Annotated in this window: 1 protein-coding gene (only partly in view); it reads right to left on the bottom strand. The window is 42.4% G+C overall.

The annotated features are described in order from the left end of the window. Window positions 1-23,125, bottom strand: the 5' portion of a protein-coding gene (locus tag MS2017_RS05315) for a C80 family cysteine peptidase (protein WP_122951505.1). Its footprint begins 7,367 nt before the window's first position; 23,125 of the gene's 30,492 nt are visible here — the first part of the coding sequence; it begins with the start codon at window positions 23,123-23,125; its stop codon lies beyond the left edge, outside the window.

Here is a 23,125-nt window from a genome sequence, read left to right as displayed (position 1 = left end):
GCAGTGTGTTCTTTGGTCGCCCTCCAAGCCAATCCTGCTCTCCAGTCTCTATATCAATTTGACTCATTTTGGCACCTTGAATTTTCAGTTGAGCTTGGAACTCTTCCAATGCATCCAATGTGCTTGAGAGGTTTTCTCCAGCCTCAACTTTCACCCTTAGATTACCTTTAAATTCCTTCCAATCTTTATTGTTGTGTGTTTTAATTACTTTTGGATTATCCTCTTCATCAACAGAAATAACTATATGGTGCTTTTCATCTGCATAAGGTACGGCGACTATTTTATCGTTTTCATCGTATTTCCAGGCAGTTCTGTTATCCTCAGAATGATAGACTCTAGAAGTAAATGTTCTGCCAAATGGGTGTATTTCTACTAAACCAAGTTTAGAGCTAACGATGGGCTTGAAGTTTTCTTTATGAAGTTCAATTAAAACATTTTTCCCGTAATCAGCCCCCGCACAACACCCTTTTAAAGAAACCGCTGTAACATCCACAGTCTTGGGAATATGTTCCTTTAAATCAAGAATATTTTTTGCCATATCGGCAGCTGTCCTTTTTCCCATCGTCTTTTTGACATCGCTGCCATGGCCTAAAATCTCAAACTTAACTTTCTTGCCGTCTGGTATGCTTCCTAATTCAGGTCCATACACAACTCGGTAATTGCCATATTTATCCATTTGAACAAGTGTGGAATTGCCAAAATGTTTGCTTGCCAAACCTGCTGTATCGAGGGCAAGGTCATCTGATAGCTGCACAATAACTCTGAAAGAATTATCAACGAGTGGCACATAATAAGTATTCGCTACTTTTACCTTATTCCATGTGCTTAATTCCAAGAGTGGCAAGGTTCTCGTTTTAAACTCTTTTATTCTAGTTTGGTCTGCTTCTGCAAAATACTCTGAGTATTCATACAAATAATTTATGTATTTATCAGCCTCTGCTAAAGCCTTGATTTTTTCGTCAGTATCCAAAGAACTTGCTTTATTTGCTATGTCTTCAACTTTGTTTAGTGTGGCATCCAATGTTTTTTTTATTTCATATAAAATTTCATGTTCATGCCACACAGAGTAAAAATCCAAATACACACTTGCTTTATCCAGTAATCTTTTATGAAAATCAATCAGTTCTAAAGTCCGATTCTCAGATTTTCCTTTAGAAATCTTTGAAAATTCTTCGCTCTGTCGGGTTTTTATTTTAAGTTGTAAATCGGCGCACTGAGCGTTTAAAGAATCACGAAATGCCTCTAAACTTTCTTTAACCTGAGTATCTTTGTGTTCATCCAAATATGCTTTTAATTCCAGCCCATGTTTTGCCATAAGACCCATGATGTGTTCTATTGAGCTAGGTGCTGTTTGATAAATATAATTTATATCGCTAAAAGCATTGCGAGTGTCGGTCAAAATTTTCTTAGTGCTTTCGCTCATTGGTGTTATTTTGAGAAGCGCATCTATTTCTTTTATTTGGTCATCAAACTTGCCCAATGGATTTTCTAAACTATCGCTATAGCTTTTAACCGTCTCCGTTTTTTGGGCGATTCCCCTTCCGTCGTTATCCCAACTATAAATCGTTTTAGCGCCACCTGTTGTCATGGTCTTGGTGCCATTATCATTGACTTGCACTTGTCCTGTTCTGCCAGTAATTTCTGTCTGTTTTAAGGCGGGCATATCATTATAAACAGCGTTGGCAAAGTTTCGGGTTAGGGCTTGGTCAACGCCATCGGTGTCGCATCCAACCAAAGCCATGCGTTTGATTTTGGTGTTGTTGTTGCCGTAAGTTTGTTGTAGTATTTTGGCTTTGTCTGCTAATGATTGCGCGCCCTCTTGGCTTAAGTTGGTGCCGTGATCAACAAAATTGATACGAATGTCACCTGTTGGGGTGTAGGCCTCGCCTTTTAGGGTAACAAGATTGCCATTTTGGTCGAATTTGACGATAACACTGGTATTGGGGTGTTTGTTAAACAAGGCATTAGCGGCTTCAGCGACAGTAGCGTTGTCGCTATTTTGGACAATGACATTGCTTTTGTATCTTGTGCCGTCCAAATGTTGTCCGTTGTATTTAACCAGCACACCGTTGTTGTCATACACTTTACTTTCTACTTTGCCATTTTTGTCATAACTATAAACGGTTTTGGCTTCGCTGTCTTTGTGTTTCCAATTGTCCACTCCTGTATTTGAGGTAACTTTTGTGCCGTCTGGTTGAATGCCAACATAACTGCTTCTAACGCTTAAATCACCATTAATGCCACCTTGATGGAGTCTTTGGATGACTTGTTTGCCGTATTGGCTGTCAGGATTATCGGTGAGATTGTTGCTTTCTAGGTTGCAAGCTACAAGGCTGGTGCGCCCTATTGTGGTATTGGTTGGGTTTAGGTCTCGTTTGAGGGTGAGTATGTTGTCGCTTAATTCACTTTCATTTCTACCGCCTAGTGTTTGGACGCCGTTTTTTTCTCTGCCGTAACCTACAGCCACCATTTTGACTCTGCCTGTAATATTTTCAAGTTTAGCGCCGTAAACTACTTTGTAGGTACCGTCTTTTTGCATTTGCACGATGGTGGTTTGTGTGGGGTGTTTAGAGGCGAGTCTTAAGGTGTTGTCTTTAACATTGTCATCAGCTTCGGTTTGAATGAGGACTTGGTGGTCGTGGTTGGCTAGGCTGGGTTTGGTTTTTTGGGATTCTAGGGCTAGTTTATTGATTTGCTCTTGGTTTAAGTTGGCCCAGTTGTGAAGGGGGGTGTTTTGGTGAGGGGTGGTTTTGGCCAAGTGTTCTACCTTTACTTCAGAGTCCTCAGGATTTTTTGATAGCCATTCTTTATATGTACCATCCTTTAAATCCACCCATACATCAACTTCAACTTTATATGTTTCAGACAGAGTGTCAACTAGAGTTTTATAATGATTGATATCTACACTCTCAGGCACTGAGATTAATATATATGCAATAGCGTGTTTTTGAGCAACTTCGGATGCAAGACTTATGCTATCTAGAGTTTGTTTTATCGTAGGAACGCCACCCCTTGGTGTGTGTTCAATTTGCAGTACAAAGCTATCGTCAAATGCATTGGTGCTGTATTCCAATATTCGTTGCACTGGTATGCTGTTATATTCTGTTAACCTTATTCTATTTTCCTCCATATCGGGTCTTCTAATAAATCGCGATATACCCTGAAACATTGTCACACTAGTGTCAACGCCATTGTTACGAATGACTCTTATTGGCTGCCCATCTTCAGGATTAAAGTACGCCATAATATTTGCACCGAAGTCTTTATTAAGGGTGTCTAAATTCTCCCCTTGTTTCCACACATCGTGCTGAGTAAACCAATTGTTATCTTTTTCTATTTTGATGTTGATTTGCGCCATTGAGACGCCTGAAGGTAGTTTATTTTCAAACTGCTGAAGCGCACTTTTGGTTGCATCAAAACTTCCAGCTTTGACACGAATCTTTAACTTACCTTGTAATTCATGTATTGCTTTATTGCCATAAATATTTTCTATTTTTGGTGTTCCATCTTCATCAACAGAAAGAATGACATCGTAATGCTCATCTAAATAAGAATCTACAAAGATTATTTCGCCTTGCTTGTTAAGGGCGTAAGTTTCTTTCAATGTATTTGACCGATATTTTGTATAGTCATGGCTTTCTGGATTTGCCATTATTTTTCTACCATCATAAAAAACGGATACATTACCTAATCTGACACTTATTGCAGCAGTAACTATTCCTTTTTTTTGTAAATTGAGCAAAAGATTTTTTGCATATTCACCCCCTAAATTGCAAGCAACTAAACTAACTTTTGCTATACTGGAGTCACGATGGATGGCTTGGCTTACTGTGGCAACATGTTGGGCAACAATACCAACACTTCTGCCTCTAATTCCTCTTGAGGAGCCGTGCCCCGTAACTACAACTTTTAACTCCCCTTTTGGTATTTGATCTAATTTAGGGCCGTATATAACCTTATAATTGCCTTGTATATCCGTGGCGATAATAGTTGTGTTATCGGGGTATTTTCCTGCCAATAGCAGCTCGTCGCTTAACATGGGGTCAGTTGATACAATAACCTGATGTTTGTATTTCACCAATACATCGGTACCGCCCTGTGCAACTTTAGGTGCCCCCATTTTTGTAATTTTAGCTTGAAATTCCTGAGCCAATTGAATTTTCTTCCCTATATTTAATCTATTTTCCTCTGCCCATTGACGCATTTCAGGATTGTTCTTTGAGAGTTCTACGAACTGATTATAAACATCCTTTAATTTTTCAATCTTTTGCCCAACTTCCAATGTTTGAGCATCCTGGTTTTGCCTCTGTAAAGACAGTGCAAGTGCGTGTGATTCTCGATCTGTTCTTTCTAAGATTTGGTTTTTAACTTTAAGGGTAAGGCTCTCTAAGGGGGAATATATTTTTTTTAATCTGGTTGAAGGATTTTCTTTTAAGTGTGCATAAAAATTTTCTTTGGCTTGTTTTAACTTATCAAAAGAGGCTTCCAAGCCATTTTTTTGCGCTTCATACAAAACATTAAGAGTGCTGACTAAGATGTTGCGATGTTTGCTTTGCTCGCTAGATTGAATTTGTTCGCTTTTAAGTAATTTTTCTATTTCTTTTATTTGATCGTTAAGATCATTTAATGGATTCTCCAAAATATCGCTATAGCGTTTAACTGTCTCAATTTTTCGGGCAATCCCTCCTTTGTCGTTATCCCAACTATAAATCGTTTTAGCGCCGTCTGTTGTCATGGTTTTGGTGCCATCAGTATTCACTTGTACTTGTCCTGTTCTGCCAGTAATTTCTGTCTGTTTTAGAGCGGGTGTGTCATTGTAAACAGCATGGGCAAAGTTTCGGGTTAGGCTTTGGTCGACGCCATCGGTGTCGCACCCGACCAAAGCCATGCGTTTGATTTTGGTGTCGCTATTGCCGTAAGTTTGTTGAAGTATTCTGGCTTTGTCTGCTAATGATTGTGCGCCCTCTTGGCTTAAGTTGGTGCCGTGATCAACAAAATTGATACGAATGTCACCTGTTGGGGTGTAGGCCTCACCTTTTAGGGTAACAAGATTGCCATTTTGGTCGAATTTAACGATAACACTGGTGTTGGGGTGTTTGTTAAACAAGGCATTAGCGGCTTCAACGACGGTAGCGTTGTCGCTATTTTGAACAATGATATTGCTTTTGTATCTTGTGCCGTCCAAATGTTGTCCGTTGTATTTAACCAGCACACCGTTGTTGTCATACGCTTTACTTTCTACTTTGCCATTTTTGTCATAACTATAAACAGTTTTGGCTTCGCTGTCTTTGTGTTTCCAATTGTCCGCCCCTGTATTTGAGGTAACTTTTGTGCCGTCTGGTTGAATGCCAACATAACTACTTCTAACGCTTAAATCGCCATTAATGCCACCTTGATGGAGTCTTTGGATGACTTGTTTGCCGTATTGGCTGTCAGGATTATTGGTGGGATTGTTGCTTTCTAAGTTACAGCCTACAAGGCTGGTGCGCCCTATTGTGGTATTGGTTGGGTTTAGGTCTCGTTTGAGGGTGAGTATGTTGTCGCTTAATTCACTTTCATTTCTACCGCCTAGTGTTTGGACGCCGTTTTTTTCTCTGCCGTAACCTACGGCCACCATTTTGACTTTGCCTATAATGTCTTTAAGTTCCAAGCCGTAAACTACTTTGTAGGTGCCGTCTTTTTGCATTTGCACGATGGTGGTTTGCGTGGGGTGCTTAAAAGCGAGTTTAAGAGTGCTGTCTTTAACATTGTCATCAGCTTCGGTTTGGATTAAGACTTGGTAGTCGTGATTGACTAAACTGGGTTTGGTTCTTTGGGATTCTGCAGCCAGTTTGTTGATTTGTTCTTGGCTTAAGTCACCCCAATTATGCAGAGGGATATTTTGGTGGGAGGTGGTTTCGGCTAGGTGCTCCATTTTTACTTCAGAGTCCCCAGGATTTTTTGATAGTAACAATCTGAATTGAGAGTCGTTGACACCTTTGTGACGCGCTTCCGTTCTAACTTCAAGCTCTTGAGAAAGGTAGTTAACCAAATCTCTGCCATCTTTTATAGGCATTAAATATTTTGTGCTTGTTAAGACTCTAACTTTAAGAATTGAGGAATTTCCAGCCACTTCTTTTGCTTTTTGTAATTGCGACAACACCCATTCTTTTTTGTAATCTGCATCACCAATATAAATACTTAGAAAGATGTCAGAGTCACTTTCTGTTGAGGTTAAAAGTAAAGGGCGATTATCTTTATCATAATCAAGAGTAATGCGATCACTTAAACATGTATCTGAAGATTTGATGGAGTACCCTGGGTTGAATACCAATTGTTCACGATTAGGCGCATCCTTGTAACTAAAAATAGTGGATCCCTCATGCGCTCCAGAGTCGAGATGAAATGCAATATTTGATTCAATGAAATCGCTCATTGATCTTGCATACCCTCCATAGTCATGCAGTGCAGTAGACGAATCACCAACCCAATTCTGGTCTCCCATCTCTACATCTATTTGTCTCATTGTGGCGCCCTGATCTCTCAGTTGCTCTTGGAACTCCATTAATGCATCCACTGTTTTCATGCGTCCTCCAGCTACAATACGCACCCTTAGTTCACCTTTAAATTCTTTCCAATTCTTATTGTCGTGCGTTTTAATTACTTTTGGCTCGCCATGTTCATCAATAGCAAGCACTATATGGTGCTTGTCATCTGAATAAGGTATGGTGACTATTTTATTGTCTTTATTGTATTTCCAAGCAGTTCTGTTGTCCTCAGAATGATAGATTCCATCAGTTAGCTGCCTGCCTGAATGATCTACTTTTGTGTGACCAGGTTTGGAGGTAACCAGGGGTCTGAATTTTTCTTTATTAAGTTCCGTTAAAATATCTTTCCCATAATCAGCCCCCGCACAACATCCTTTTATGGCAACTGCTGTAATGTCTACAGTTTTGGGAATAACTAACTTTAAATCAAGAATATGTTTTGCCATATCGCTAGCCACTCTGCCTCCCATCGTCTTTTTGATGCTATTGCCATGACCTAAAAACACGAATTTGGCTTTCTTACCGTCTGGTATATCTTTTAATTCGGGCCCATGCACAACTTTATAATTGCCATATTTATCTATTTGAACAAGTGTAGAATTGCCGAAGTGTTTGCCTGCCAAATATGCGGCACCGTTGGCAGTATCAGTGTCACTTGATAACTGCACAACAACTCTAAAAGCATTGTCATCAACGAGCGGTACACGATATGTGTTTACCACCTTGGTTCTATGCCATGTACTTAGTTCCAAGGGTGGCAAGGTTTTCGTTTTAAATTCTTTTACTCTAGTCTGGTCTGCTTCTTTAAAGTATTTTAAATTTGCATGTAAATAGTTTATATATTTATTGGCTCCTGCTAAAGCCTTGATTTTTTCGTCAGCATCCAAAGTGCTTGCTTTATTTGCTATGTCCTCAACTTTGTCTAATGTGGCGCTCACCGATCTTTTTACTTCTTTTAAAGATTGATGTGTTAGCAGTGCTAATTGAGAATATTGATTTTTTTTGCTTAGTAATTTTTCATGAAAAGCAATAAGTTTTAAGGTTTGATTTTCAGGTGCCCATTTAAGAATCTCTGAAAATTCTTTGCTCAGTTGGGCGTCTATTTCAAATTGTATATTGTTGCCCTGAATATTTAAAGAATCACAAAATACCTCTAAACTCTTTTTAACCTGAGTGTCCTCGTGTTCATCTAAATATGCTTTTAATTTTAGTTCATGTCTTGCCAAAAGACTGACGATATGGCTTAAGTTATCGGGTGCCGTATGATAAGCCAAATTTATTTCGAGCAAAGCGTTACGAGTATCGGTCAAAATTTTCTCAGTACTTTCGCTCATTGGTTTTATATCAAGAAGTCTATCTATTTCTCTTATTTGGTCATCAAACTTGCCCAATGGATTTTCTAAACTATCACTATAGCGTTTAACCGTCTCTGATCTTTCTTTAATGTTTCCTTCAACTGCTTCATCCCAACTATAAACCGTTTTAGCACCCCCTGTTTTCATGGTTTTGGTGCCATCATCATTGACCTGCACCTCCCCTGCTCTACCAGTAATGTCTGCATTTTTTAGGGTAGGTATGTTGTTATAAACAGCACGGGCAAAGTCTTTGGTTAAAGTTTTCCCAACGCCATCGGTGTCACAACCTACCAAGGCAATGCGCTCAAAATAAGTATTTTCATTGCCGTAAGTGTCATTAATTTGCTTGACTTTGTCAATCAAATTATCCATGTTACTTTCGTCTGTCACAAAGTTTCCCCCATGATCAACAAAACTAAGTCGCACATTGCCTTTAGGGGTATAAAACTCATTGTTTGAGGTGACTAATTTGTTATCAGCATCAAAATGAACAATGATGCTGTTGTCAGGGTGTTTGTTAGCAAGGTCTTGGGCAGCTTTAATTGCGGTGTCGCTATCGCCGTGTTGGACGATAATATTGGTTCGGTAGTTGCTGAAATTTTCTGCGGGTCGGCAACGAAAAATCATATCGTTAGATATATTGGGCATATCTCGTGCTAAAAAAGACATGTCAATTTGATTAGGAGAGCGATTACCCTTGTCAGCCATCACTTCAATTCTATCAATTGGTTGAGAATTATCTGGTTGATACAATAGAGTGGGTTCAACCAACATACCCTCAAAGTTGTAACTGAAAATAGCAAGGTCTTGTTGTTTTTTTGCTTTATTTATTAACTTTTCTTCAAGATTTGGGTCTTTTTTTAGCAATGCTTCGTCAACAAAAATAGCATGCATCCTATTGCTTTCATTGAATTTTCCAAGAAAAAGTGTTGCCTTTTCATTCAACTTTTTAAGCTCCTTCATATTCATGCTTCTCGCAATTTGATTGGCAGGGCTATCAGGTTGATGCATTGGTGAGTCAGCAGATCCTGGGTCGAAAACATAAAGCTGCCCATCTTTACCCATTAGCATTTGAAGATCGGGAATATACAGATCTGGATTTTGTTCAAACTTGTCCAACAAACTTCGAATGTCATCTAGGGTTCTTTTGGTTATGTATTTGTTTTTCATCAGATTAGGTGAATCTGGTCTGATAACTTTCGCATCAGGAATGCGTTCAACCAAAATTCCATGATGCTTTTGATGATTCTGATCGGTCATAACAATAGCTTTATAGTATTCTGGTGTTTTAATGCCAAGTTCTCGCATTTTATTAATCCAAGCAATTTCATGCTCCAATTTTTCGACTTTTAGTGGCGTTTCAGTGTCTAGTTGTAAGAACAATAGATTGGGATGGTCTTTTAGGGTGTAAGCAGTTTTCATGATGCCATCGCCCTCCTTATCGCCTATATCGTTATAGTCCAATGAATCAGGTATATTTGAGGGTGTATCACCCAATCCTAATTTTAAGCTTTTTAAAATCTTACCAGTTCTTTTGGCATCAATTGTTTGCCACACAGGTTGCTTGCCTTCATAATCCCAATTATGAATGGTCTTTTGCCCATTTTTCGCCATGGTCTTACTGCCATCTGGATTGATTTGCATATCGCCAACTCTGCCAGTAACAATAGCACCTCTTAAATGTTTCAGCGTATAAAATTGTTTGGCATACGCTTTACTGAGCTCTTGGCTTTCACAGCCAACTAGAGCCACACGATTCAAATAAGACTCATTCTGTAACGAGTTCATATTGTATTTTTCTGTTATTTGTGTGGTATAGCGAACTAAATTTCTAGCGCCAACTTGCTCTAAATCACTTGGATGCCCTATAATATTTAAACGCACGCTATCATCAGGATTAAATGCCACATCTCTCGGAAAAACCAATCTACCCCTTTCATCTAGTGTAACAATAATGCTATTTTCAGGATGTTTTTTATATAAACTTTCAGCAGCATTTCGGGTAATGCTATCATCGCTAATTCGCAAAATGACATTGTGTTTATTTTTGCCATTACTCCTTAAATTCAAGGTATTGTAACCTTCAAGTGAATTTGCACGAAAAGTAAGGTCATCTCCCATTATCCAATGCTCTTGCTCAGCAAACAACATATAGTCTTCTTGTAAATCAGCATTTTGAGCGCCGGGGTCATCAGTAATCACTTCAATAGTATCAAAAATTAAGTCCCGAAAGTTATCTGGTTGAGTGATAATGGTTTTTTCATTGGTTAAAGCATCATATTGAACAATAACTTTATTCCCTTGATCCTCTTTTAGTAATTTTTCTCTTAATTCGTCATTAGATTCCCATAAGTTTTTATCAATATAGATGATATGGTTAGTGTGTGACTCAGTAAAGAGTCTGTGGTGTTCAAGAATACTCTCCTCAACTCGCATTAAATTGAATAAATTATATTCATGATTTGTTGTAAGCTTCGGAGGAGGCACACTGGCGTTATCAACCCTCATTGGATCTATGATATACAGTTGCCCATCTTTGCCAATAATTCCCTGAAAATCACTCACAATAAGATTGGGATTGTGTATAAATACTTGCTGTAAGTGCTTAATGTCCCTTAAAGTTTGCTGATTACTATAATCAAGCACCTCTTGTGGAAGGCGTTTATCCTCTATATTCTCATCCAAATCTAAGTCCTCTGCCCCCACAATCCTTTGTGCAATCAAACCATGTTGCAGCAACCTTTCCTCAGAAGTAAAAGAAGTTTTTTGATAGAATTTAGGTGTTTTTACACCCAGTTTATTTAACTTACCTAACATTTTTACTTCCTTTTCAAGGTCCTGAACCTCGTCATTTTCTATTAGTGCTAAAAATATCAAATTAGGATTGTCTCTGAATGCATGGGCAATTTTGAAAGCACCACTACCCAGAATAACATCTGTATCTATCTCTGCATTGGTTAAAACTGTAGGTAATTTTTTTATATAAGCAATATTGTCATCTTGAGATGATGTTTCAGAATTAAAGGGGCCTAGTTTCAACCCATCCAACACCTCAGCCACTCGCTTAGACTCTTCAGTTTGCTGGGTAACGATATCCAAATCAGCATTCCACTGATAAATCATCTTTTCACCCCCCACAACCATGGTCTTGGTGCCGTCTGGGTTGATTTGTATATCTCCATGTCTGCCGGTTATTTCGGCACTTTTTAGTGCGGGGGTGTTGTTATAAATGGTCTTGGCGAAGTTGCGGGTGAGGTCTTGGTTGGCGCCGTCGGTGCTGCATCCTACTAGGGCGATGCGTTTGATGTTGGTGTTGGTGTTGCTGTAGGTTTGGTGGAGTGTTTGGGCTTTGTTTGCGAGTGATTGTGCGCCTTCTTGGCTTAGGTTGGTGCCGTGGTCGACAAAGTTAATGCGGGTGTCGCCTGTGGGGGTGTAGGGGGCGCCTTTGAGGGTGATGAGGTTGCCGTTTTGGTCGAATTTGACGAGGATGCTGGTGGTGGGGTGTTTGTTGAATAAGGCGTTGGCTGCTTCGATGACGGTGGGGTCGTTGCTGTTTTGGACGATGATGTTGCTTTGGTATTTGGATGTTTTTTGGGTGGATTGGGGGTTGGGCTGGGTATTGGGTTGGGTGTTGGGGGTTGTTGGGGTTGGGGTGAAGGGTAGGCCTCTTTTTGCGAAACTGTGTCTGGTGAGCCAGTTTGCGTGGAGTCTGGTGTTGGCTCTGTTGGTGGTGATGGCTTGTTGTAGTTGGGCGACGATGGCTTGGGTGTCGATGTCGTCGTCGGGGTCGTCGTCGGTGTTGACGGTGTAGGTGTTGTTGAGGGTGTCTTCAACTAGGGTGTTGATGGATTTGCCGTTGGCGATGATGTGGTATTCTATGCGGGTTACTTCGATGTCGTTTTCTTGGCCGTAGAGGTATTCTATTTGGTTGGTGGTGGTGTTGTAGTAGATGACAATGTCGTGTTTTGTTTTGAGTTGCATTGCTAGGTCAACATTTGCGTTGGATAGGCCGGTGATGATAAAGATTTGAGGTGCTTGGGAGGAGGGTAAGTTTTGGGGGGAGGGTAAGTTTTGGAAGAAGTGGTGATTGATTGTGGGTTTGAACCATTTTTGTGCTGTTTGGGTGTTTTGTTCTTCTTGGGTGTTTTGGGGGTTGTTGGGGTTATTGGGATTGTTGGGGTTGTTGTTATTGGTGGAGGTGCCTGTTCTAGAGTTGTTGTTAAGTTGGTAATTGCCAGAGGTTTGGTCGAAGGTGTCGTTGTCGCCTAGAGGGTTGGTTGTTGAGGTGGACATTTTGGCTTTTATTGAGAGTGAGGATTTGTTGTCGTCAAACATTTGGATGTTGGATATTTGGGCGCCGATGTCGTGTAAGGCGCTGTTTGAGAACAGTTTGGTGTTGGCGCTTAAGATTTGGCTTGAGGTGTAGAGTAAGGTGCCTTTGGTTGCTTGGTCGTTGGCTTTGATGAGGTAGTAGTTTATGGTTGTGTTGTCTCGTTCTATTTTTAGATAATCGCCTGCTGAGTAGAGGTATTGGTCGGTGGGGAATTCTTTGACGCATTGGTTGTTTTCGTAGATGGCGTTGATGTTGCCGGTGTTGTTGATGTGGATGGCAAAACTTATTGTTGGGTTGTTGTTGTCGTTATTATTGTTGTTGTTGCTGTCGCTGTTGTTGTTGGTAGACAATCCAACCATTAGGGCTTTGTTGTTGCTGCCTATTTTGACGATAACGCTGCCATTGTCTGTAAAGCCTTTGGCGGAGGTGATGTTGGTGTTCCAGCCGGTGTTGGCGGTTTTTTCGTAGAGGTTGCCGGTGTGGATTATGTTGTTGCTATTGTTGTTGCTATCGTTATTGGTGTTGTCGTTGTCGTTGGTGCTGGTGTTGCTGTTGTTAATGTTAAAGTTGGTGTCAAGGGGGATGTTGGCGAGTTCTATGGAGCGGGTGATGTTGCTGAAGTTAATGTTGTTGCCGTGTGTGTCTTTGACATTGATGAGAATGATGTCGTTTTTGTTGTCGATGTCAAAATCTTTGGCGTTGATTTGGTCGTTGATTGTAACGGTGTGGGTGAACTCTAATGTGTTGGTGGTTGTGCCGTTGGTGCCTGTGAGGAAGAAGGCTTTGTTGGCGATAATAATTTTGTTGCTGCCAACTTTGGCGAGGGTAACGGCTTCGTCTAGGGTTAGGGTTACTTTGATTTCATCGCCAACATTGAATTCGCCGTTGCTGTCGGCAACATCTCTGTTGATGTGCCAAGCGTTGTTTTTTAGGGGTTCTGGGGCGCCGGAATCGATGGATAGGTTTGAGTTTTTGCCAAAGATTTCAATTTCACGGAAGTTTTGTGCATCGCCGCTAAAGGTGAGTTTGACTTGGTCGAAGATAACATAGGTTGCGGGGGTGATGGTGACAATGTTGCCGGCATTGCTGATGGTGCGGCTGAGTACCACGACGCCGTCTTTGAGGAATTCAACGACTGAGCCGTTGATTCTGTTGGTGAAACTTTCGCGGTTGTAGAGTTTAAAACTGCCGTTGCTGTAGTTGGCTGCGCCAAAATCAAACAAAATGTGTTTGCCGTCGGCATACATGGGGTGTGTGGCATAATCTAGGGCACCGCTTGCACTGGTGTTGCCATCGGTCATGCGTTGAATGTTGGTGGCGGCGTCATCGGTGTACCAACTGCTAACATTGGTGCTGATGGTTGCCAATCCTTGTTTGCTGAGGCTTAGGTTTTGTATGCTGGGGATGATGTCGATGCTGTTGGGAACCTTGCTAAGGTTGATGTTGTTGCCGTCTGTGTCTTTGATGTCGATTAGGACAATGTCGTTGTTTTTGTTGTTAATGTGAAAGGCGGTATCAATTTTGTCGTTGACTTGAACGGTGTAAGCGAACTCTAGGATGTTGGTGATTTTGCCGTTGACGCCTGTTAAGAGGAATTCTTTGCCAGCAATGATGACTTTGTTCTTGCCGACATTGGCGAGGGTGATGCGTTTATCTAGAGTTAGGGTTACTTTGATTTGGTCGCCGAGGGTGAAGACGCCTTTGCTTATGTTTTTGCTTTTTTTGGTGTTGTTGTCGTTGGTATCGTTGTTGTTGTCGTTGTCGTTGGTGCTGTTGTTGTTGTTGGGTATGCTGTTGGTGTGCCAGGCGTTTGTGATGGGTTTGGGGGCGTGTACATCGATGGAAAGTGCTGAATAGTTGCCGCTAAATATTTGCATTTCTGACAATGTGGCGCCGACATCGTGGAAGGCGCTGTCTAAGAACAATTGGGTGTTGGCATTTGAGGTTTTTTTGGAGGTGTAAAGTAAAGTGCCTTTGGCAAGGGGGCCGTCGGCGGCTTTGATGTGGTAATACTTTATGCTGGTGCCTGAGCGAACGACTTTCATGTAGTCGCCTTTGGCGTAGGTTACGCCTGTGCAGTATATGCGTTCGCTGGATTCATAGACGATAAGTGTCTTGTTGGTGCCGGGGTCGGCGTATAGGGCGTAATCTAGGCTGTCGTAAGAATTGTTGCTGTTGTTGCTTGATAGGCCGAGCATTACTTTTTTGTTGGATGCGCCAATTTTGGCGATGACATAGCCGTCGTTAACAAAACCTTTGGTGGAGGCGACATCGGCATTCCAGTTGGCGTTGGCGGTTTTTTTGTAAACGCCGTTGATGTGGGTTATTCTATTATTACCGCCAATGACAAAGTCGGTGTTAAGGGATGCATTGGCGAGTGAGACGGCGCCGGTAATACTGCTGAAGTTGATGTTGTTACCGTCGGTGTCTTTGATGTCATTTAGGACAATGTCTTTTTTACTGTTGATGTTAAAATCTTCGGCGTTGATGTTGTCATTGGCTTGTACGGTGTAAGTGAATGTTAGGGTCTTGGTGGTATCGCCGTTGGTGCCTGTTAAGAAGAAGTCTTTGTTGGCGATGGTGATTTTGTTGCTGTCAACTTTGGCGAGGGTAACGGCTTCGTCTAAGCGTAAGGTTACTTTGATTTCATTGCCAACGGTAAAGGCGCCACCGCTATCGGCAATGTCTCTATTGATACGCCAAGCGTTATGTTTTAGGGGCTCTGGGGCGCCAGCGTCTATTGATAGGCTGGCGTTTTTGCCAAAGATTTCAACTTCACGGAAGTTTTGTAAATCGCCACTAAAGGTGAGTTTGACTTGATCAAAGACAATGTCACTGCTGGGGGTGATTTCAATAACATTGCCAGCATCGCTGATGGTGCGAATGGAAACCACGACGCCGTCTTTGAGGAACTCAACGACTGAGCCGTTGATTCTACTGGTTAGGATTTTGCGGTTATACAACTTAAAACTGCCGTTGTTGTAATTAACCCCTTTAAAATCAAATAAGATGTGTTTGCCATCGGCATTTTTTGGATGTGTGGCATAATCTAGTGCACCGTTTGCACGGGTGTTGCCATCGGTCATGCGTTGAATGTTGCTGTTGGTGTTGTTGGCATACCAGCGGGTAATGTTGGTGGTGATTGTTGCCAGTCCTTTGTTGTTAAGGGCAAGGTTTTGGCTGTTGGGGGTGATGTCTATGCCGTTAGAGAGGTTGCCAAAGTCGATGCTGTTGCCGTCTGTGTCTTTGATGTCGGTTAAGACAATGTCGTCTTTGTTGTCAATTAAAAAGGCGCTGTTGATTTTGTCGTTAAGTTGAACGGTGTAAGCAAACTCTAAGGTTTTGGTAACGGTGCCATTGGTGCCGGTTAAGAGGAATTCTTTGCCAGCAATAATGATTTTGTTACTGCCAACTTTGGCTAAGGTAACGGCTTCATCGATGTTTAGGGTTATTTTAATTTCATTGCCAAGGGCAAAAGCACCTTGGTCGTTAACAGTACCACTGATGTGCCAAGCGTCCTTGGTGGGTTTGGGGGCGTAAACATCCACTGAAAATGCCACATGACTGCCACTAAATATTTGCATGTTTGATAATTTGGCACCTGCACCATAAAGAGAACTGTCTAAAAACAATTGGGTGTTGGCATTTGAGGTGTTGTTTGAAGTGTAGAGTAAGGTGCCTTTGGCAAGTGCGCCGTCAGCTGCCTTAATGTGGTAGTACTTGATGGTGCTGCCTGATCTGGCGATTTTTATATAGTCGCCAACGGCATAACTCACTTGTGTGTCTTTTTTGTAATGACCTTTTTCATAGATTAAAAAGGTATTGTCGGACACATACAAAGCATAATCCATATTATGGGTGCTGTTGTTGGTATTGACACTTGAGAGCCCTACTCTCATGTGTTTGCCAAGGGAGCCAATCTTGGCGATGGCATAGCCATCATTGGTAAAGCCTTTGGCGGAAGTGATATTGGTGTTCCAATTGCTTGCAAGGATTTTTTCATACACGCCATCAGTGTGTGTTATGGTGCTCAAGTTAGGCAAAACAAATGAATGAAAACTGGCAATAAGAGGTTTGGTGTTAATAACAAGGTCGGTGTCAATCAATTTGTTGCTCAGTCCAACAGGGCTGGTGGCATTGCTCATATCCACTGAATTGCCTTTGTCATCTACCACGCCTGTTAAAAGAACATCGTAACGCATACTGGTGGCAATCAGTTTGTCGTTGGCTTGAATGGTGTAGGTAAAATCTAAGGTATTGGTAACGGTGCCGTTGGTACCTGTTAAAAGGAATTCTTTGCCGGCAACCACGATTTTATTGCGACCGACATTGGCAAGGGTAACGCGTTTGTCTAAAGTGAGTGTTGCTTTGATGGTATCGCCAATGGTAAAGATGCCTTTGCTGTTGGCGGGTTCGCAGTCTATGTGCCAAGCGTTGGTAGTGGGTTTTGGTGCGTAAACATCGACGGAAAGAGTGGGTTTGTTGCCACTTAATATTTGCATCTCTGATAACTTAGCACCTATGCTGTGAAAGGCACTGTCTAAGAACAATTGGGTGTTGGCATTTGAGGTTTTGCTGGAAGTGTAAAGTAAAGTGCCTTTGGCAAGGAGGCCGTCAGCGGCTTTGATGTGGTAATACCTTATGGTGGTGCCTGAACGAACGACTTTCATATAGTCGCCAATGGCATAAGCAACACCGGTGTCTTTTTTACGATCGCCATTTTCATAGATGACAAACTTACTGCCGATACCGCCATCTGCATACAAAGCATAATCTATGCTGCCGTAAGAATTGTCGGTGTCGTCACTGGAGAGCCCAAGCATCATGCTTTTGCCAAGGGCACCAATTTTGGCGATGACATAGCCGTCGTTAACAAAGCCTTTGGTGGAGGTTACATCGCTGTTCCAGCCGGCATTGGTGGTTTTTTCATAAACGCCGTTGGTTAGGGTGATGCGTTTATCATTGCTGATGGTTAGGTTGTTGTCAAGTGAGGTGTTAGACAGTTTGACGGGGGTGGTGTAGGTGATGCTGTCAAAATTAATGTTGTTGCCGTCGCTGTCTGTGACATTGTTGAGAATAATGTCGTTTTTGTTGCTGATGTTAAAGTACTGAGCGTCAATTTTGTCGTTGATTTGAACGGTGTAAGTGAATACCAGTGTGTTGGTAACGGTGCCATTTTCACCGGTTAATAAGAAGGCTTTGCCAGCAATCATAATTTTGTTGCTGCCAACCTTGGCTAAGGTTACGGCTTCGTCTATGGTGAGGGTTAATTTGATTTTATCGCCGAGGGTGAAGACGCCGTTGTTATCGGCGGTTGTGGTGTCTATTTGCCATGCGTTGGTGCTGATGGGTTTGGGTGCGTAAACATCTACTGAGAATGGCAGATGATTGTTGCTGAATATTTGCATTGCTGATAATTTGGCACCTACGCTGAGAAAGGCGCTGTCTAAGAACAATTGGGTGTTGGCATTTGAGGTTTTTTTGGAGGTGTAAAGTAAAGTGCCTTTGGCAAGGGGGCCGTCGGCGGCTTTGATGTGGTAATACTTTATGCTGGTGCCTGAACGAACGACTTTCATATAGTCGCCAATGGCATAAGCAACACCGGTGTCTTTTTCACGATCGCCATTTTCATAGATGACAAACTTACTGCCGATGCCACCATCTGCATACAAAGCATAATCTATGCTGCCGTAAGAATTGTCGGTGTCGTCACTGGAAAGTCCAAGCATCATGCTTTTGCCAAGGGCGCCAATTTTGGCGATGACATAGCCGTCGTTAACAAAGCCTTTGGCAGAGGTAACATCGGCATTCCAGCCAGCGCCAGAGGTTTTTTCATAAGTGTCGTTGGTGCGGGTTATTCTGTTGCCACCGCCGATATCAAAATTGGTGTCAAGTGATGTTTTGGAGAATTGTATGGGGCTGGTAATACTGCTGAAGTCGATGTTGTTGCCGTCTGTGTCTTTAACATCAGTTAGGGTGATGTCGTATTGGTTATCGATATTAAAGTCTTTGGTGCCTATTGTGTCGTTTGCTTGAATGGTATAGACAAATTCTAGGGTGTTGGTGCTGGTGTTGTTTTCACCGGTTAATAAGAAGGCTTTGCCAGCAATCATAATTTTGTTGCTGCCAACTTTGGCTAAGGTAACGGCTTCATTTAAGGTGAGGGTTACTTTGATTTTGTCGCCAATGGTTAGGATGTTGTTTGTGTTGTTTGTGTTGCCTGTATTGTCTGTGTTACTTGTGTTGTCTGTGTGGCTAGTTTCGCCTTTTATGTGCCAAGCATCGGCAATGGGTTTTGGTGCGTGTACATCTATGGTGTATGGGCTTATGTTGCTTAGTCCCTTGACTAGCTTTACATGGGTAAGAGTAAGGTTTTTGTCTTTAATGGAGGTGTCAATGTGTAGTGCTGAGGTGGCGGATATGCCGGTTTGGGTGGCGAGTATGCGGAGGGTGTTGCCGTTGTGGTCGAGGTGGTAATAGCGAATGGTGGTGCCGTGGCGTTCAATCTTAATTTGGTCACCTGCTTGGTAGCGATAATTTAAATCGGTGTATTTGGTGTTGTTGTTGCGGACATCTTTTATTTTGTTGTTGTGAATAAAAACGGCGTGTTCAATGGTTTTGTAACTGCCGTCTGGGTTGTCGGTGGACAGGCCGAGCATCAAGCCTTTTCTGGCAGAGGTGGCGTTTAGGGTAAAAATGGCATAGCCATCGCCGACAAAACTTTCTTGAGAAAAGGCATCGGTATTCCAAGAGGCATCGCTTGATTCTTTGCTAATGGTATAACCTTGGAATGTATTGCCAGATACGCTTAAGTTGCGTTGGTCAAATTTAGTGGCAATGGTGTTGTTGAGTGAGATGGGGTAAATGATGTTGGTAAAAGTAGGCGGATAGCCGTCGTTGTCAGAGATGCCACTGATGATGAGATCGGAGAAGGATTGAATGGCAAAACTTTTGCCTTGGGTAAAGGCATCGTTGATTTGGACGGTGTGTTCAAAGATTAATTGTGTGTTTTTTACTGTGATTTCATCTGGATTGGTAGAGGGGTCGGCAAACCCTTTGTTGGCACAAAGGGAGAAGATCAAGCCGTTGATGATGACCTTGGAGTCGGCAGCGTATTTTGCTTTGCCTTCTTGGTATTTCATGGCTCTGTCCATGGTTAAGGCAATCATGACTTTGTCGCCTATTTCAAAAACACTTTTGGTGGCTGGGTGTTGGCTTGTTGGATAGACTTTCATGGCAACTAAGGCAGGTCCTTTTTGCTTGATGGCTTTGCTGCCGATTTCTTGATTTTTTAGATGGGCATCGCCCAAGCGTTGACTGGCGCCTTGTTGTTCCTTTTGTTGGTGTAATTGATTCTTTTGGTTGCGTTGTTTGACATTGTTGAGCTCTTGTTGTGTTTTGCTTTTGCTTTTGTCAATGCCACCTTTGCTGTTTTCAATGTCTTGATTGGCACCGTTTGTTATTTTGTCGGTGTTGCCGAATTGTGTATAACTGTTGTGGTAATCGCTTTGTCCACTTTGGTTTAGTTCGTCGAGTCCGGTGGAATGTGTTTGTCCTTGTCTTTGGCTTTGAGTTGGTATTAAACTATTGTTGTTATTGTTTAAAAAGGCTGTTACTGTTTGTGCGTCATGATTGGCGTCTTCTTCGTTGACTCGTGTGTCGGATTTTAAAGTGTTGACGGTTTGTTTGTCTTTGCTTGATTGGGTGTCTATATCTGAATCTTCGTTGGCGTCTGTGTCTTGGTATTGTGATTGGTCAATGTCTTTATTGGCAGAGTTTACATTTTGGGTGTACTCGGTTTTTGTTTTGGGGGTGGAGTGGCTGGTGCCACGGAGTTTGGTTGTGTCTGCTTCATCGCCGTTGATGACTGTGCCGATGGTTTGGCTGACTAAGACACTTTTGGCGGTTTCTTTTAAGTTAGACAGCATGCCTTGCATTAGGGCTTTCATTTTGGCGGTAACGCTTTGTTTGTTGGTGCGTATTTCAATCATAGCGCCGTAGAAATCGCCGTCGCCGATTTTGACAGTGATGTTGCCTTTGCCTGCGGCTAAGGCGACATTCATACCATCGCCATAGCGTACATTGATGTTGTAATCGCCTTTCATAACAGCGACATTAACGCCGTGTCCGACGCGGGTGTTGAGGTTGTATTTACCAATCAAAGCGTTGACGGCGATGCCATCGCCAACAAGGGTGTTGACATTGAATTTACCGATGGAAAGTCCGACATGGAAGCCGTCGCCGACTTTGGTGGTAATATTGGCTTTGCCGATGGCAACCATTGCGCTGTGGCCAGAGCCGACTTTGGTTATCAAATTGCCTTCGCCAATGCCAATTTGCAAACTGTCGTTGTCGCCAACTGAGGTGAGTATATTAAGTCGACCGATGCCAGCTTGTATGGTTTGACCGAGACCGACTTTGCTGATGACATTAGCATCGCCAATGCCAACACCTAGCATAGCGCCATTACCGACATGGGTAATGATATTGGCTCGGCCTACAGCAAATGTGACCATACTGCCTTCGTTGTTGCTACCGAGTAATGCAGCGCCAGTGGCTTTGAGTGCGTCAAAGCCTGATTCTAAGAATTTTTGTGGGGCAGAAAAGATGTCTCCTCTTGGGAACAGACGATGTCTTTCTAAAACGGGGTCTGAAACGATGGCGTCAAGTGGGGACACGGTAACGCTGAAGTCTGCCAATGAAGAGATTCGGGTAACGATGTTTGCTTGGCCTATTACTAGGCTAACGGTGTTGCCATCGCTGCTGCCTGCTAAATTAATATGGGTCACAATGTTGGCTTGGCCGATGGCGGCTGTTATTAGATTGCCTGCGCCAATCTTGGTAACAATATTGGCTTCACCAACGGCAAATGCAACTGAGAATCCATTGCCGATATGGGTAAAAATATTACCCCCTCCAATCATGGTTGCTAAGGTGGTGCCATTGCCAACTTTGGTAAAGACATTGGTACATCCGCCTATCATTAAAGCAGCACTAAAGCCGTTGCCAATATGGGTGAAAACATTGGCAGTGCCTGCAAGCATGATTGCGACTGAGGCGCCGTTGCCAATTTTAGTAAAGATATTGGCTTGCCCCCCTATCATCAATACAGCACTTGGGCCGTCGCCAATGTGGGTAAAAATATTACCCCCTAATGAAAACATAACTGCCAATGTAGCGCCGTTGCCAACTTTGGTGAAAAAGTTAGCGCCTGTGGATATCATTAATGCAGCAGTCATGCCGTTGCCGACATGGGTGAGGACATTGCCAGTGCCAAACATACCGACAATAACATCGCCATCGCCGACTTTGGTGGCAATGTTGCCTATGCCTAGCATAAGTAAATAAACATTGCCATTGCCGATGTGGGTAACGACATTGGCAAGACCGAACAACAGGGCTATTATATCGCCATTACCTGATTTGGTAATAACATTGGCACCGCCAAGCATTCTGGTTTGAATATCGCCATCGCCGATGTGGGTAAGGACATTGCCACCGCCATACATAGATATGTTAATGTCGCCATTGCCGTCTTTGGTAACCACATTCAAACCGCCGAGTAAAGAGCCGCTAATGTTGCCTGTAGAAAAATCAGTGAAGACATTGGCACCAGCCAAAAGATGGAGTATGGAATCTCCAGTGCCCTCTCTGGTGATGATATTGGCACCACCGAACAATTCAGCACTTAAGGTGCCGTGTCCTTTGTAGGTAACAATATTGGCTATGCCAATACCTGTCAAGCTTAAATCACCTTTGCTAACATCTACATTGACGATATTGCCTAGAGAGATAAGTATTAAATTTGTATCGCCACGACCATATCTGTCTATTTTGTTTAAACGGAAGCCGCCGAGTTTTGCTTTTAATTTGCCATCTGTTGACCAAGTAACGATATTGCCACCACCTAAGATGGTTAAATCTCCATTGCCTTTTATGCCAGAACGGGTAATAAAGTTACCACCGCCACCGCCCATAAAGGTCATATTGCCATAATCCCCTGTGTGATCAACTTTGTTGATAATGCCAATGCCTTTAAACGAAAGGTTGCCATTGGCAGAATGTTTGACAACATTGGCACCACCACCACCAATAAAGTCGGTGTTGCCATATTCGGCTGTATTGATAACATGATTACCTATGCCCACACCTTTGAAGAAGACATTGCCTTTGTATCCGCCTCGTCGTTCTACTTTGTTGTATCCACCAATGCCTCTAAAGTTAATGTTGCCTTGGTGCGTGATATTGGTCACTTTGTTGTAAAAGCCTGCACCTGTGAAAACAATGTTGCCTGAAATGCCTCGTCGTTCTACTTTGTTGTAAGCACCTATGCCACTGAAATAGATATTGCCTTGGTTGGCAGTATTGGTAACTTTGTTTAACGCACCAGCACCTTTGAAATGAATAGTGCCACGCTCTCCACCTCGGCGCTCCACCACATTCGACATACCGGCACCTGTGAAATCAATATTGCCATACTTGACATCGTTGATTACCCTATTTGAGATACCAATACCTAAAAATGAAATATTGCCTGTATTGCCATGACGATACACATCGTTACTTGCCGCTGCACCATCAAAATTAATATTGCCCGATCGACCCGTATGTCGCAAAGTCATTGCCCCAGAAAGACCCGTCACAGACATATTACCCCAATCGCTTTTATTGATATTCATAAGGCCAGCAGCACCATAAATACTCAAGTCTCCCCAAGTGTCATAAACATCAAGCTTTAAACTGGCAGCATAGACCGTGTCATTCCCCCCATGCATATAAACACCATCCCCCCATACGGCAAAGCCAAGCGCAGTTAGTGTGTTATCGCCATCATCTCCAACATAACTGCCGGTTACAAAGTATACAATGCTGTCGACAACGGATCTGAATATGTTTACTACGGAGCCCAT

The organism is Bathymodiolus thermophilus thioautotrophic gill symbiont (assembly GCF_003711265.1).
GTDB lineage: Bacteria > Pseudomonadota > Gammaproteobacteria > PS1 > Pseudothioglobaceae > Thiodubiliella.
Note: the sequence above shows the minus strand (reverse complement) of the source record. Positions and strands in the feature narration are given on the sequence as shown.